The 16327-nt window shown below is 40.3% G+C and carries 12 protein-coding genes; 1 reads left to right on the forward strand and 11 read right to left on the reverse strand.

The window, feature by feature from the left end; genetic code table 11:
- Positions 1-479: 479 nt before the first annotated feature.
- The 6 genes from cas6f to CTT31_RS11475 all read right to left on the reverse strand — a co-directional run bounded on the left by cas6f (position 480) and on the right by CTT31_RS11475 (position 8383).
- The gene (gene cas6f / locus CTT31_RS11450; RefSeq protein ID WP_260491296.1) at positions 480-1073 is read right to left on the reverse strand and encodes a type I-F CRISPR-associated endoribonuclease Cas6/Csy4; all 594 of its coding nucleotides are present in this window, start codon (positions 1071-1073) and stop codon (positions 480-482) included.
- A complete protein-coding gene (csy3, locus tag CTT31_RS11455; RefSeq protein ID WP_260491297.1) occupies positions 1070-2092 on the reverse strand; it encodes a type I-F CRISPR-associated protein Csy3 in 1023 nt (340 codons plus the stop codon). Before csy3 ends, cas6f begins: the two co-directional genes overlap by 4 nt.
- Positions 2092-4143, reverse strand: a complete 2052-nt coding sequence (locus tag CTT31_RS11460) for a type I-F CRISPR-associated protein Csy2 (RefSeq protein ID WP_260491298.1) — start codon at positions 4141-4143, stop codon at positions 2092-2094. Before CTT31_RS11460 ends, csy3 begins: the two co-directional genes overlap by 1 nt.
- 3 nt (positions 4144-4146) lie before the next feature.
- Positions 4147-5325 carry a TniQ family protein gene (locus tag CTT31_RS11465; protein WP_260491299.1) on the reverse strand — a complete coding sequence of 393 codons (1179 nt, stop codon included), beginning with the start codon at positions 5323-5325 and terminating at the stop codon, positions 4147-4149.
- Positions 5326-5406: 81 nt separating this feature from the next.
- The gene (locus tag CTT31_RS11470) at positions 5407-8019 is read right to left on the reverse strand and encodes an NACHT domain-containing protein (RefSeq protein ID WP_260491300.1); all 2613 of its coding nucleotides are present in this window, start codon (positions 8017-8019) and stop codon (positions 5407-5409) included.
- Positions 8020-8071: 52 nt separating this feature from the next.
- Positions 8072-8383: a helix-turn-helix domain-containing protein gene (locus tag CTT31_RS11475; protein WP_128726486.1), complete on the reverse strand. Its 312-nt coding sequence runs from the start codon at positions 8381-8383 to the stop codon at positions 8072-8074.
- A 151-nt stretch (positions 8384-8534) separates the two neighbouring features.
- On the opposite strand from CTT31_RS11475, the gene CTT31_RS11480 reads away from it, so the two are divergent.
- The gene (locus tag CTT31_RS11480) at positions 8535-10208 is read left to right on the forward strand and encodes a hypothetical protein (protein ID WP_260491301.1); all 1674 of its coding nucleotides are present in this window, start codon (positions 8535-8537) and stop codon (positions 10206-10208) included.
- A 100-nt stretch (positions 10209-10308) separates the two neighbouring features.
- On the opposite strand, the gene CTT31_RS11485 is transcribed toward CTT31_RS11480, so the two are convergent.
- From CTT31_RS11485 to CTT31_RS11505, 5 genes are all read right to left on the reverse strand, one after another.
- The gene (locus CTT31_RS11485) at positions 10309-11622 is read right to left on the reverse strand and encodes a cell envelope integrity TolA family protein (protein ID WP_260491302.1); all 1314 of its coding nucleotides are present in this window, start codon (positions 11620-11622) and stop codon (positions 10309-10311) included.
- Between the two features lie 447 nt (positions 11623-12069).
- Positions 12070-12675: a DUF6338 family protein gene (locus CTT31_RS11490; protein WP_260491303.1), complete on the reverse strand. Its 606-nt coding sequence runs from the start codon at positions 12673-12675 to the stop codon at positions 12070-12072.
- A gap of 178 nt (positions 12676-12853) precedes the next feature.
- Positions 12854-13867, reverse strand: coding sequence for a TniB family NTP-binding protein (locus CTT31_RS11495; RefSeq protein WP_260491304.1), 1014 nt, complete (start codon positions 13865-13867; stop codon positions 12854-12856).
- A 2-nt stretch (positions 13868-13869) separates the two neighbouring features.
- Positions 13870-15711 (reverse strand): integrase catalytic domain-containing protein, encoded by a 1842-nt coding sequence (locus tag CTT31_RS11500; RefSeq protein ID WP_260491305.1) that lies wholly within the window; start codon positions 15709-15711, stop codon positions 13870-13872.
- Positions 15701-16249 carry a TnsA endonuclease N-terminal domain-containing protein gene (locus CTT31_RS11505; protein ID WP_260491306.1) on the reverse strand — a complete coding sequence of 183 codons (549 nt, stop codon included), beginning with the start codon at positions 16247-16249 and terminating at the stop codon, positions 15701-15703. Before CTT31_RS11505 ends, CTT31_RS11500 begins: the two co-directional genes overlap by 11 nt.
- Between the last annotated feature and the right edge of the window lie 78 nt (positions 16250-16327).

A 16327-nucleotide genomic window follows, 5' to 3' on the forward strand; every position in this document is an offset into this window, starting at 1 on the left:
CCCTACACATTAAATATTGTTTATCAGATGTGCTTGGCTGCGTCGAGGCTGTTTGGTAAAAAGCCCCAGTAAACTCTGGGGCTTTTGAATTGGCCTCTGCCTTTTCGGCAGTTATATGTCATACGATGTGGTTGTTTACTTCCTGGCCTAATTTCAGCTGCCTATTCGGCAGGTTAATAGGTCAACAATCTGTTGACCAAATTTCATAGATTTTTAGCTACCTATGCGGCAGGTCACACTGACAGTGCCAACTCAACTGCCTTATCGATATTTCCAACTGCCTATTCGGCAGATCACCAACCCGTTCAACAAGGTCTAAGAATTCATCCATTTCCAGCTGCCTATTCGGCAGGTCACTATTAAAGTTAGCTTTAAACTCTATAAATTCCATACCATTAAACCTACTTTCGGCAAATAATCTTTTCTTACATCCCCCTCTGCAACCCTTTGATATACAGCATTCCTAAAGCTATACAGATTTAAAAGGCTAATAACGGAACACTGCCTTTGTGCTCTTCATTTGTTGCAAAGCCATAGCTGTTATAGGTGTTTTGTATTGAGTCTGTTGGCTCTAACCTTAAGTGCAGTACAAAGTCGTTTTGATTGCTTTTACTGGCGATGGGGATTTTATGAAATGCGCTAATTTCTGTGTCGGTCGGCACGTACTGTGGGATGTATTCTTCACAGCGAGCTTCGGCTCTGCGTTTTGCGCGTTCCATCCTTCGGCGTTTTTCACCCATAGATAACTTACCTAAGCTTTGGTCGCGGATAATGCGTACTTCAGTGGCATCGACTGGTACTGGTTTTATGACCGATATTTCAAATAGTTTGTCGTGGGCCATCATTGCAAAGTAGTTTTGCTTACTTAGGTTTTTAAGTGCGGCTCTATCGTCACTCACAAAAGCTATCTGATTGCCTAGGTGTTTGTCGGTCCATTTAGGGAAGCTTACGCCAATGTGGTTGCAACTTCGTTTGTTCATAAAACCGTGCAATATGCCAATGCAGCGGCCTGCTAATAGGGTTACATCACAATTTGTTGGTAGGTAAGTAATGGTAAAATATGCTCGGCTCATTCTTTGGTCCTTTGGAATAACCCGCCTTTGATTAGAACTGCCGCTATGTAGTGAATATGGCTGGCTTGCTCTTGGTTTTTTAGGCCGTTTTGCTCCATTTCTTTTACGTATAGCGCCACTTTTTGTAGCAGTGAATAAAAGTCTAGTCGGTTGCTTGGTGCGCGTCTGGCAATCACGTTTTTGTAGTCTGCGCCGTATTCGTGAATTCTTAACCGCTTGTTTGCGTCTTCATCGTGCCAGTCGTCAATCATTTGAATGGCAGCCCCTACCTTTTGAGAATGAAAGCAGGCTGCGTCTTTACCCGCTACTTGGGTGTAGGCATAAGTTCTTGCTACGTCATCGTTTTCTGTAAATGATTGGCTTGGGTAAATCTCTTGCCCAAAGTAGGTGTCGAGCTTGGCGGTTACTTCTAAAAAGCAAAAGCTATATGGGTCTTCTAGACCTGTATGGATCACTTCTGTGAGTGTATACAACGCGTCTTCAGCCTCGCGCCATTTGCCATCCCAGCGTAAACGGTTGGCTTTGCTGATGCTGATAGGATCAAACCCTTCGCCAATTATCTCTAAATCCACATTGGGTGATGTTTTGTTTCGCCATAACCACTCGCACATGAGAATATTTTTAGCATAGCGCTTTGCCAGCTCCCCAAAGCCACCATGCTGCTTGTAGGTGTTCATAAAACGTGTGAGCCAATAACTTACTTTTGGTTCACCACATACATTTGGTTCTAGGCTGTTTGCTTCTACTCTGAGTGAAAACCGGCAATAGAGTTTTTGCACTGTGGGTGGCACATAGCAAAGCTCTATGGTGTGCGGATTACCAAAGGCTAAGTCTTGCGGAGCAAGCTCTTTAGGGGTGGCTTCATTTTTGTAGGCTTCGGCGAACCCTGACTTTTGACCACGGATCTTTTGTCGTTCAATTTGTAATGGTTCAAAATCGCTTTCAGTCGTTTTATAAAAAAATACCGCCTTACCAGGCGAGAGCGAGCGGGTGTATGAGAGCTGGCGCGGGAGTTTCATTAGTCGTACTCAAACTTGGCTTTTTTCATAAGCATAGATGCTTTTTTGCAATGCATGGCCCAAAACCCTTGATTAAAAAAATGCCGAGCGCCAGATAGCCGAACTGTGACTGCATCTACACATTCAAGCAACCCAATAGCAGGCTCAACATAGCAATGTAACTGGGTAATTGAGCCTTGCCTTGGCTTTGGTTCTTCAAGGGCTAAGTAACCCAGTGCAGCTGGCCGCATAGTGGGTCGCAGCGTTAACTGCTCAGCCAGTTCCTCAAAACTGCTTACCTCGACCGAGGTTGGATAAAGCCACGAACCACCTTTAGGCAACGAGCGGATACGCTCAAACAATGCCTGTGGTTTTGCATAGACTTGGCACCAATCAACTTGATCATATAACGATGGTGGATGGAGCGTGCCGCCCGCATAGCGTGATGGAAATGACGCTTTTAGCAGGTTTTCAGACAAGTCGTTAGCAACGGCTTGATTGTTGGTTTGCACCCTAAACACCAAATCAAAACATATATCGCACTTAGGTACTTGCATAATTGCCGAACGCAGCGGCACACGCTTTTGACCGTCTTTTTTGAGTTTGTTGGGCTCTGGCAACTGCTTATTGTTGTGCAATTGGTACGAGCGAACATACACAGCCACACCAATCACATTTACGCCACCGCCTAACAACTTTTGCAGCTTGCGTTGAAATTGATGCCCCAAACCTTCAAGCGCGGTGATTGACGGCATACCCATTAAGTAAGCATTCGGCATTGCCTCGGCGTTATAGACTCGCAGATTCTGACAATGCACGTATTGAATGTGCTCCGCCTCAAATTCATCCTCTTGGTTACTTTGATGCGATAGCACATAGCTAAGTTGTGCTTTTAAGATAGGCATTAGTTCTGGGTGATAAGCGTAACGCTTCAAGTATTTAAGCCCACTCATTTGCCTGTTTAACTCTTGGCTTAAAACAAGTTCTAATTGCTTGTATTCTTGCGTGGCTAAAAGCTTTACTGGCTCAGGGTCTGATTCATTTATCGCTTCGTTTTGCGCTAGTTTGATAAGCTTTTCTAACCATCCGTAAAGCGCTGTTCGTAACGCCTTAGTTGCCGCAATACGTGCCAAACGCTTTTGCCTAAGCGTATTAAATGGCTTTGACTTTGATAGCACCAGCAAAGCCTCACTCACTGTTTTGCTATTTAATGCCGCCACATTAAAAAGCCGTTGCTCATCTTGGCTGTAGTAGTCGTTAACGGTTGTCGCACTGTAAGTTTTGGCGAAATACTTAAGCACGTTCACTCTGCCGCCCAGTGCGCTAGGCAATTCTCCCACATTTGCAGGGCGATTGTGCTCAATGATCCCGCGTTTAAGCAAACCGCTGCGCGTTGCCATTTGCAGCGCAGCTAAAACGGCATGGCTCACAACGGGCGATACACTCAAATAGTCTTGCTCTATTGGAATAAGTAACTGAGGGGTGTAATTACTAATTTGCTCGGGCAAGTCTTCACTTGGGAGCTGCGCAGCTATTTGCTCACACACTGCAATCACATCTCTTTTTAGTAATCCTAGCTCTCTAAACTGTGCTACCCAAAAAACCTCTTGCTTTGCAAGCAGCTGTGCCAAACACACATATTCACCACGCCAAACAAAGCCTGTTAAAAACAACTTAGCATGATTGATCTTAGCGCTGTCGTGCGACCAGCCAAATTGCGCTGGGTAACTGGCACTACTGATTACCCTATGCCCATCATCAACTACTTGCGCCAATAGCCTTTGGTGGCTGACTCGAATATCAGGGTATTTTAAATTATGGGTGTGATACCACTTCACTTCATCGATACAGGTTTTAAGGTGTTGCTCATCGCGTAGCGCGGCTTTGGCGGCACTCACGCTCGTTAAGTCTTTGATGTCTTTTCGCTTGTAGGTGAGGTTAATTAAAATCACCAATGCTTGAGGTTCATTCCCTGTAATATCAACATGTTCAGAGTACGGTGCAAATGCGGCTCGTAGCGTTTGGGTAAGCTCTTTGCTTGAGGTATTTTGAAGTAGAGTGTGCAGTTCCATTGATCACCATGGTGGTACAAATTGTTGTTGATTATTAGGCATGCTCGGTGCAAAAGACTGTTGTAGTTCAATGACCTGTCTGAGGTAAAACACGTTATCGCTAGGCTTTAAAAACGTATTCTTTTTAGGTAGCTGAGCAGCAGCCAAAAAGCCCTCTTCGTACAACCTAAATACTTGCTCAGTACTTGTGCCAAGAATGACTGCGGCATCGAGCATAGAGAGTAGTAGATCACCTAAGTTTGGGTGTTTTTTCTTTGGGTTTTGCTCAACGAGCTTGGTTAAAAATGTAATGATGGCCAACTGCACCGTGTTGTAGCCTTGCGAGCCAGCGCAGGCCAATTTGCTGTCTTTAAGCAAGCAACCAAATACATCATTAAATGGTGTGTGGTTAAACGGCCTAAGCTGCTTTACTTTCGCAAGTTCAGCGGTGTTACTTAGTTCATCCTCAAATCCGCTGGGCCAGTTAGAAAAGTAGTTGACAAACAACTCGCTAAACTCATGGTCATCATAGCTGATAGCTCGCCACTGGCTAAACCAAGCCAGAAGCCCGACAAGTTTTGCAAGGGCATTTGTTGCAAGGGCATTTGCCAATTTTAAATCTGCTTGATTTGCCTTTGCTGCTGGCTTGATTGCAGCACCACATCCACACTCTAAAAACGCCTCAGGCGCTCTGTAATCAATTTCAGTATTACATTGCCCACATATTCTAGTTAACTGCTGATTATGCTTATGACAGGCTTTATAGGCTCTTAAATGCCAAAGATAAGGTATGTACGCATCTTGATTTAAACATTCCGTGCAAACAGGAATCCCAGACTTGCGAAGCAACTGACGAGGCACCAATAACTCACCACGAGAAACCGCCGTGATAGCACCAAACTGTGTATTACTGCGAAGCCAACATAAGTTAAGCAGCTCTGACGCTTCAACCCCAGCTAACTGCGCAACCAACCGCAACGCCCGAACCCGAAAGTTACTCGATTGCGATGCCTTATACACATCAACCGATTGCAACTCGTTTGGAAAAGCTCCTTCAAGCTCATGATCTTGCGTTGCCAGCCAATCCCACAAAATATCAGCCATATCAGCAAAGCTAAGGTACCCATTGTCTTGTGACAAACGAAGCAAATAGCTTTCAATGGTTTCATCTGGGTAAGGAGTTGTTTGAGAAAGGAATTGCATTTAAAACCCAAACTAAGGAAAACTTAGTTTAGGTTTAGTTGACGAAGCTTCATCAGTCAAAAAAGAAGAGAAAAAATAAAATCAGTAGTCATAATCAATATTGTCATTGAACCCAATGGTTTCAACTGCCATTGCCGTCATTTGTAAAAGCTGCTTCATTCCTTGTCGTTTCTCACGGTCAGTCGTATTGATATCTATCATAGCCTCAAGAGTCGAGTAGTATGTTGGTTTGAACATATCCTCCGAACGCGCAAAAATATCAAAAAAAGCATTAATGTCATTTTGCTCAGCAAATAAACCAAAAGCTCCTTTCCAAAAGTCAAGGCCTAAATACTCCATGAACTGATAGTGATTTAATCTTCTTAAATGCTGCGCTACTAGACTTTCTTGAAACCTAAAATGCCCAAATGTTAACTCTTCCGTGGCAGTATTAAATTGTAAAATATCACAAGGCTCAATTAACTCTTCCAAGCAAGATTGGAGTGTTTTGGTATTGAGGTAATGATTCAACTCCTTTACTAACCCAGCTAAAGCCTGTTGAAACCCCAACTGCCTCGTTGAATGTACATGAAAAAGAAAAGCTAGCTTTTCAGCCACTAACATTAAGTTATCAGGTAAATTTTGTTGTCTGCTAATACCTTTAGCTTGATCATAAGTACCTGTTAGTAACTTAATGCGCTCTTCATAAATTTTACTTTCGCTTTGTGGTATGTTTATCCCGCTTTCAGCCAAATGACACACAATTGTGGCTAACAAAGGATTAGTAACTGTAGATTGAAGTGAACTACTTGACTCAACCTTTTTTATTAATTTATCCGCTATTTTCCGATCTGAACACCATGATCTAAAGAACTGATATAACTGTTCTTTCGTAAATGGTAAAAGGCTAATTCCTATAAATTCAATCTCATCTAAGTAGCTCATATTGGGTCTACTCGTAACTACTATTTGAAAACGAGAATAAACACTTGAGAAGGCTTTTATTGATTTGATGAGTACTGGTACTTCGCTATAAACTTCATCAAGTCCATCTAACAATAAAGGTGCCCTATCATTAAGAAATGTCTTTAGAATCTTAATATTCTCAACAGAAGAAATTACACCTTTGTACTCAAGAATTGCTTTTAACAATCCTTCAGCTAATTCTTCATCACTGAAATCTTTTTTAAGGTGTTTTTTTAATATATTTACGTTTTCTGCTAGTTCTATAAGAATACATTTCTTAGCCTGTAGTGTTTCACATTTGCTAGCATACAACTGCAATAAAGTGGTCTTTCCAAACCCAGCACCACCAAATATTGCAATGTTTTCACCAGAGTCGATAACTACTGACGGAGAGATCGAAATAGTACCTTCTCTTTCAGCAAGCCGTCTGTTTTCTGCAACCTGAGTGAAAGGGCTGCCCTGGCCAAAAAGAACTTTTTGTATTAACCCGACTTTTTTCGCTTGAACAAGTAACTCTCGAACCTTAAAGTCATCTGTACCACCTTCATTAACCGATTCAAGCGCAGATTTATACTGCGAAATGGGATACGTCACTCTTTCTTCTATTATCTCTTTTGATATGGCAATTTTTATTTCAGGCTTGCTGACAGTCTTATGCTCAGTAGAAGCAACCTCATTGAACTTTTTGGCTATCAATGTACTAAGTTTAGGCGGCAAGTTCTTCGATGATGATTTCCGTAACAGCTCATCTATCTCAACGCTCCACAAATTATTCGCATTAGCAAAGTCGGAACGATTTAAAATACTTTGGATTTCATCCCGCGTCTCAGAATCAATTCTTTTTGAGTAGTAAGCATCATTACTTGCATCAAATATATCTTCTATTAATTCAGCTAACTCCTGCTGACTCTTTTTAAGGTCTTTCATCAAATCTTGATTTTCTGGAGATAGATAAAGCTGCTGTTGATTCAAATAAGCTTTGTAATAGGCTGAAAGGTTTTGTTCAGCAAGACTAAACCCTAACTTTTTTTCCATACAATCGTTAAAAGACTTAAAGTTCTCGAACGTTCCTTCTGTAAACGTCAAATCTCTTACTAGAAAATCCAAATTAGAGAGGAGCAATGAATTTTCTTTTCGCGAACCAAAAAAGAATTCAAGATCACACGCATAATCCGACAATGCTTGAGTTTTGTTTATAAAGAGAGCTTTTTTTAGAGCTGCATTCCCCTGTTCAGCTCTTGTATTGTCGGTAATAATGCATTCAATACCGTTTAGGTTCTTTATCAAATGTGGACAATGAGACATTAATAGCTTGATAATTTGAGGGCCTTCCAGAATATCAACCCCATGGCCTTGCGCAACTTGCTGTATCTCTTCCCTCAAACGGCTATTTAATTGCCCTGGTGTAGCTAATATTACTTTGTCAGGTCTTTTCCTACCGGCTTCAGGTATTTCCAATTCTCGATGTTTACACTGACTTAGTTGCAGTAGTAAATTGTTAATATCAACTTTTTCTTTTGTTCCTTTGTCAGAGTTTAGCTTTTTGGACTGTATTACTGTTAGCTCGTACTTACCAAATAAGTCATCTTTTTTAGCCGCTACAAGATCTACACCAAATTCATATGGCCCGCCATTAAAACTAACATATGTATATCCCAACGCTTTAAATATGGGCATCAAAATATCTTGTGTAAATGCATCTTCGCGAAGAGCATATAAGCTATCCAATAAGTTTTCCTGACTACTCATTTCCTTTAATCCCAACTTTTAAAACGAATATGAATTTAAGTTTTATGTTTCCCTATGCCGTTGAGCGTATCTTTTCTAGGTGCTCAATAATAGCATCTCTATCGCGCTTTTCTAATTGGCTAAATTTGATAATCAATTCAGCCAAATCATCTTCTTCACAATAAAAATAAGCCACAGGCACGCCCAACTCATCAGCAATACGCTTCATCGTAGTAAAGTCTGGTGCATGCTTACCTTTTTCGTACTGGTTCATTCTTGCGCTGGCCGTGTTGGGCTCCATACCTAAAGCAATGCCTAGCTGCTGTTGTGTGTAGCCAGCTGCTTTGCGGGCTTCTTTTAGGCGTAAAGGCGTTGGTGATTCCATGAGTACCTTAGCTACTAACTTCAATAGCTAAGATTCTCTTAGTATAGCGCCCACTTTGGTACTAAGGAATACTTAGTTTTAGCTCATGTACTTTCATATACTTTTTTTGCTATATTTTTCATCAAATTATAGTGGGCACAAGGAATGAATAATGCTCGTATATGCACTCAACGAAAATAAACAGTTGGTCCATATTAGTGATGTGAAAAATGGCAAGGCTTGTAATTGTGTATGCCCTGAGTGCGAAAACAATCTTATTGCCCGTAATGCAGGACGTGTAAAAGCGCATTCTTTTGCTCATGAAGTTAAGGAATTAGAAACAAGAGAATGCCGTATGACGGCTCTGCACCTGTTTGCTCAACGGTTTGTTAAAGCGCAGTCATCAATTCTTCTACCTAGTCACGAAGTTGTTATTCAAAATCAAAAATTTATACAACCACCTAAAAGCATCAAAGTAAACAGCGCCGAAATAGAGCTGAGCTTAGATAAATTTAGAATTGATGTTGCCTTATTCACTGAAATTGGCCCAATTTACATCGAAGTTAAAGTGAAAAGTCCCTGCACCGAAGAAAAACTAAACTTCTTCAAATCAAATGGACTGATGTCAATGGAGTATGATTTAGCTCCATACATTGGCACCAGTTTTGAGGTGGTAGAAGAAGCTTTATTAACCCCTGAAACAATTGCTGAGTGGATTTACCCTTGGATCGATACCGAGTTTGTAAGAGCGACACTTAAAGCCATAGAAGCACAAAAAGAAGCCGAAGAACGCCAAAGAAGGGCTGAGCGCCTCAAACAAGAGCAAGAAGCTGCCACAGCACTCAAAGCCGCAGAAGAAAGAAAAAAACGTGATGAACAAGAGTGTAAGGACCGCCGCGATAAACTTATTCATGCAATTGAAAACAACCTCAAAACGACTGAGTTACACGGCCATATTAAGCTTCCAAGCTATTCATATATGTTTAAAGCTTCAATCAATGGACAACGTTTTACTTTAAAAGCAGTCCCTTATGAGGGTAAGTTCGCGAGAGTGCAAAATATTCGAGTCTCTAAGATAGCAAAGACCTATGTAAGAGCTAACTGTGATCTGATAAAAAAGAACAACGAAACGAGAGAATTCAGCATAATATTCAGCCTAACTTCTAAAAAACCCAGAATAAAGCTGAAAACTCATGAAAAAGCTATCTGGGCCAAGCCTAATGAGATTACGTTCGACTATGAGTGGCTATCCGTACCTACTGATGAACATCGAAATGACTGGGCAGAACATGAAGCGATTAAGCTACAGCTGCAAGAATTCAGCAAACATGAAGTGAAAGCTAGAATTGAATTAGCAGCTAGCTACTACGCTAATCATGCTAGGTCCGGTTACTCGTATCAAGATTACACGCAATGGCAAAGTTGGTTACGTAAAAACAAGAATGTTCTCTCACCTAGTTTAGATGTCACGGCTTACCCAAAATATAAATCACTATCTAATAGCTTCGGGGCACAATGCCAGCTGTGGTGTTTTGGTCGTTGGCATATATTACTACTAGCCGAAATAGCGGAGATAGTTGACCAAACAAATATTGGAAGCCCAATAAACCCAAATTGGGTTTTTGAAAAACTCGTAGCTAAGTACCCATTGACTAACGAGTATTATGAGCTTCGTAATCTAGCTGAATCTGTAGGCTTACTCGACGAGGTCAAAAGGCTGATGGACCCAATAGAAATAATATATGGCACGTTAAATTCTTTCACCGCTAAAGGTGCTATTTACTCAAACAAAATAGAGTTAAGTCGCAACTACAACCTGAGAATACATGTACAGCCAACTATCTAGTTAGACCCAGCATTCGTTATTTGTAGTAGCTTAGCCAGATAACATTGCTTAATACTATTCTAGTAATATTTTTATGGCTTCAAGCGTATTGCTACTAAAGTTAATAATATTCGTCTAATTCTGCCGTAACTTCACCTTTCTCTATCGAACTTAATCCATATCTCCCAACTACAACATTACTTTTCATTTCAATAGATAGGCTCATCGTACGTCCTGGCACATCACTTTCCCTTCGATGGCTTCCACTGGCTGATGCCCCAATCTTCGCAGTAAAACCATTATCAAAATTTGAACTTTCCACATGGATGTCATCGATATCCTCAAAAATTGTGTCTGATTCTGCAATAGCGCCCGATGTTCCATCTCCGCTTAGAAGACCATAAGGGTCGTTCTCTATTTCGCCTTTACTATATTCTTCAAGACTATCTATCGTAACTAGCTCAAATGGCTCGCCTTCAAAAAGCATTTGTAGGTGATCAAAAATAAGGTCTGCTGTAAGGTCTTCATTTTCTGAATCTTCCTCTAAAACAATTTTCTCTAAGCCGCTTGCCAAGCCAGCATCGTAGTACACATACTTAACTTCAGCTAATATCTCATTACTAAAGTCTTCATCAGCAAGAAGCCCTTCAAAACTTTCATAACCAAATAGCAATGCAATGATTTCTCCATACGCTTTTATAGAAAGTTGGACACCGTCTTGTTTCAAGCTTTCTTCCACCTGAGTCATAAAAAAATAAGCCGATGGAAAACGATGTGATGCTAGTGAAGCTCTAGCTTTTGCACTGTTGCTTTCAAATTTAAGCTTGTCCAGCTCTGACTGATGTGCCTTTTTATCTGACTCCACCTTTGCTATTTTGGCTTTGTTTTCAGCTTCTTTTGTTTTAGCCTCTTGCTCTTTTTCTTGGCTTAGAGCTTCATTAGCTTTTGATTCAAGTCTTATCGTACGTTGACGAATATGCTGTAATATTTCATTCTTTTTATCGATATCTTGCTGAACAACTTGCTCCAAAAATTGTTTATCTGGATTGGCTCTAAGCTTTGCTTTATTAAGCTGTTCTTGCTGAGTTATTCTAGTTAAATCAACATCGACAGCCTGTTGATGAAGCATCTCATTCACCGATTTTTGAATAAATTTAACAATAAGAGATAACCAAGGAAAAACAAACAAGTAAAACAGAGTAATGATAAATGGGAAAGTAAAAAGACTATTCCACGCAAAGATCGAAGTGTGTGATAGGTAGATATAAAAAGCACTCACTCTTTCCGTTACATTACCTTCTCCCCAAGCGAGTAGAGCAAGGTAGTTCCAATTACATATTAGCCATGAACATATAAATGTACCTACAATCGGGTCAGAGACTCGTGTTTTTGCAGGTCCTGAAATTGCAGAAAAAATATCGTCTAATACCTTCATCGCCCTCTAAAAATCCTTGTTAACGAGTTCGCCAAAAGTGAACTAGGTTAATAACTTATCAAATTCTATCACGCAAAGCCTAAGCTATCAGTAACTTTAACAAGTGTGATTTGTGCATTCACAACTAGAAACGGAGCATGAACGAGTTAAGTATCATATCCGAAAGTGGTACATGAGTAATTTTCAAATTCGATGAATACCTATCAATCGACTCTGGCAAATCAACTTGGGACTTATTCACATTATTAACGCAGATTCGCCAAGCTGAATAGCATGACGAACCATTATTATTTTTCTTTTTGAATAAACTACCTTTTATTTGGCGGGTTCGTCGGCTGTAACTCTAAACGTTCAGGTTTATGCCCATTCTGAGCATCTTCTTTCCCTGGTTGGTAGCCTTTTTCTACGGGTACATAGCCCCTACTATTATCGCTTTTACTGTTATTATCACTCATCTTGATTTTCTCCACTGTGCATAAATTCAACTGATAATATTTCTGAAGATAAAATAATTACTCCAGAGCTTTGAGCCACTCTTCTTTCAAAACCCCCTTCCTCATTTAATAGCCACTGCTCCTCTAAATAGATTTGTTCTTCAGCTGGAGCGCTAGACGCGAAAGAATTAAGCCCATACATACCCGCTATTTTTTCACCATTTTTCAGAGTAACAATAATCCAACTAGTCTTCTTTTGTGAAAATACAAAATCCCATGGCTTATCAACAGGGTGAGGTATAAACCTTTGTATAACTTCACTTTGTCTAGCTTTCCACCAAGTCAGAACAGTAATAATTGGAAATAAAAGAAGTACAAAAAAATAAAAAAGAGCATATAAACTCGGGCACTTTTTAGCTAATCCAGCGTTTTCAACCAGACTTATTGGAAAAAATAACAGAGCATAGTTTATACAGCTGTACGCTATCGCATCGACAATTTGCTTTGAAGTGTCAAGTTGTTTTGCTTGTGATAGCAGCCCATAAGCCTTCATAGCAACAAACCCAGGTACTACAAATGCTATAAAAATTAGTAGTTTATTCTCATCCCAAATATTCAACTTAGTTCCTTTTGGTAGCGCTAAAAGCTTGAGAGGCCCCTTATATACTTCTAGAAATACCAGATTAGTATAGTTTTAATTCAAAACAATGTAGCTTATTACTCAAAAAACAGCTAAGAAAACAAAAAGGGTCAAGTTGACAAGGTTATATTCTGTAGTACTACCTCTCAAACTTAATTCACTTCTTCAACAACTGCACCAACGGTACTTTCTTACAAAACTGGGTATCTATAAATGGGTCTTCATCTTGAGGCCCATCAGGTTTAAACGTGGAATACTGTTCCACCTCACATCCCTCAATTTCATTAACACTCATCTCAAATACATTGTCGAGTTCTGGCCGCCAAGCCTTAAACGCAGAACTTAAACATTGCTTGTTTAGTGTTACAGCATCGCATATTAGCGCTTCGGTAAGTGCTGAGTCTAAGAAGTTTTTCAGCTTTCGAAGGCAGCCATTTGAAATGGCAAAAAGTGATAATGCAATATCCAAATCCTCAAAGCGGGGTTTGTCTGAAAATGGCAATCGATTTGCAAACCCTTTAAGCACACGAATAAAAAGTTGAAGCTCTTCTTTTTTTGAAATTTTAAAGTAAGGAATAAAGCGGCGAATAAAAATACGTGATGACCACTGAGGCTCATCGGCTATTTGATCTATCCAAGGCATACCGACTAATACAATGGAGATCCCCGCTTTTTCATTGATGTATTTAAACTGATTCGCAATGTCTCGGCGCTTTTTACCGAGATTGTTTTCAACAAGCTCTTGAAACTCATCAATAATAATTAACTCTGTACCAGAGCGCTTTAATTGCTCAACTAAACTTTCAGCCAGCGCTATCTCATTACCATTTCTAACTCGCTTGCTAGATTTAGCACCTAACTGTCCAAGGTCGTGTAGCAACTGCTTTAAGGTGGATTCAATTGATGGGTTACTCGGTATTCGGCTCAGCAGTACAGGGACTTTTCGCCGACCATCCGCAAAGTGCGGTGGATTGTTATCGTAATAATGTTTAATCAATGCCGATTTACCACAGCCAGTATCACCACTTAGCATCATGCATGGCTTTTCACCTGCAAGGTCGTGATGCAAACGCAGTTTGTCGAAATCATTTATGATGGTCTTTGGTATGGTGTATTCAATAAACACCGCTTTGAATTGATTGAGTTTTGCCTTTTTAGCCTCGGTCAGCATAACTAAAACGCCTCAAGATCTGAGACAAAATCATCCCAACTATCATCGTCTTGTTTAGGCTTAGTTTCAGCGGGGATTGGTTCAGCTTGCTTTGTTTCAGACGTTTTAGCAATGGATTTGACTTGAGTATTATCTACGCCCTGCGCCCGAGCAATTGCTTTGGTGCCAGTGACTTTGCTTTTTGACCCTACGTTTTTAAGCTGTCGCGCTTCTTCTTTCACTCGCTCATCAATAAATTGCCGCGCCTTGGCTAACCCAACTAAATCCACCTTACCTTTCACATACATTTTGAGAAACTTAAGATGAATTTTATGCCTGATAAGGGACAAGCCAGTCGTATAACCTTCTGGGTCAACGCTTGGCACTTTAATATAATGCTCTAGTGAATCTAGATAGAGGTAAACATAAGACAGGTCATCTTGGTTAATTTTTGCCTTTATCTTGATACTTTTCTTAGGGCTATATTGTTTACGATATAAGGATAGTTCATTACTATCATATCTAATATGGAGATAGATAATTCCGCCTTTACGCAAAGTAACCCTTTTCGCCATACACATAACTACATCTAATTTATCAAGATCTTCGTCTACCAGTTTAGTTGGAGGTAGCTCAGTGTAACCTTTCCTCCAATCAAGGTAAGGTATATATCTAAACCTTGCATCTGCTGATTGATGATAAACATCTACAATCCATTTATGAAACAGCATATTAAAAGTTTTGAAACGCAATATAGCGTCTTTTTTTGGGTTGTATTCATACTTGGCAAGCATGTTTGAGAATGTTTTACCCGGAAATGGCGAAAGCAACATATCATTGATTGTTTTAAAGAACTGCTCAATGAAGGGCTTTAGCCAAGGTTTACCAATAGAATTGTAACTAATGTTTATGCCGACTTCTTCGCATGCAAGCTCCAGAGAACTAGACCAAAACTCTGTGCCGCCGTCTGTCACTAATGTTTCGATCTTGCCACAGCAAGGCCAGTCATTAACTATATCTGGGTATTGTTCTTTAATGTAATCCTTGGGTTTCATCGCGTGGCAAATTGCTCTTCGTACTGCGTCGTAACTTGGGTTTTGAAAACCTAGGTAAAAACCAACAACGCAGTGGCTGTAAACATCAATTAGCAAGGTTAAGGTTGGTCTTCCCAACGGTACATTGATTTCATCATCCAATAAAATCAAGTGCATTGGAGTATGGTCTATCTCAACTCGTTCAAGCACTCTAGTGGGCCTTTTATGGCTCATCACTTTGTTGTATTCAATATCGGCTAAGCGTTTGCCATAGCGATCAACCATCACTTCATACTGAGGTAGGTTATCAATTCGGTTTTTAAACGCTTTATAGGTAAGTGGTTTTAGTGGCTCACCTAACACTTTGTCATTCTCTAAAACGATTTGGTCGCAATAGTATCGATATGCTGACGCAACAGACGGCATTTCTCTGGTTAAATAACGAGTTAGAGCTAGCTCAAAGAATTTGTCTGTGTCGGTGCGAGCTTGGCGGTTGCCCTTTCGGTGGTGTTTTGGGATCAGTGCATGAATGTCTTCTTCGGCTTTTATATAGTCCGCGTGCCAACCAGCAACTGTACGCCACTTTGGTTTTTCTTGCCCTTGAAATTCAGGTATTTCAGCAAGTAGTGGCGCTAAATTTTTTTGTGTCCAACCACCAATTAAACGCTGTTTAAGCCACTTAAGGTATTTAAGTCGAGCAAGTGTAGCTGCCTGCACTTCCTTGGGCAGTGACTCTAAATCACGAGGTTGAGGGTTAGGCTCTTCCGGTTTAGCGGTTTCTGCTAGCTTTTGCGGTGCTTCCTCAAAGTTAAACTCGTCTTCAAACTCCATCAGCCCAAATCACCGATTCTAAAGTAAGTTCTGTGTTTAAGTCTGAATTAACACTGCCTAAAGACAATAAACGATATACCGAGGCGAGAACCTCACCGATGGAGGCTTTTAGGGTCGTTACCAAATTTTGAATAGTAAGCTTTCGACACTGATTAAGTAACTGAATAATGGAAAGCTGAAGGTCGGTTAAAGACTGAAACCCCGAATAGCGATGAAGCAACTTTAAATTATCTAATGTTGGGTAAACACGAATTTGTTTATCGGTAACTAATATCAGTTCAATGCCTAATTGTTCTTTGGCAACTAACTGTTTTTGCGCAAAGCGTGCCCTAAATTCAGAATTTGATATTTTACTATAGGGTTTAACTTCAATAAGTTTCTGCGGCTTCTTATGATGCGTTATCAAAAAATCAGGAGTGTACCCGCAAACCTTGCCATTGAATTCATATCCAAATACTAACGGTTGAGCCTCAAAGGCTTTTATTTCACGAGAGTATTCAAAGTGAAAGCACGCATCGAACTCTAAGAATGATTCCACTAAGCAAGTAGCTTTATTCTTTTGACTTGCGAACTTGACTAGATTTTTGACTCTGGAGCGACTTATTTTGTGCCTTAT

Origin of the sequence: Pseudoalteromonas maricaloris (assembly GCF_024746855.1) — a bacterium.
Classification (GTDB): domain Bacteria; phylum Pseudomonadota; class Gammaproteobacteria; order Enterobacterales; family Alteromonadaceae; genus Pseudoalteromonas; species Pseudoalteromonas maricaloris.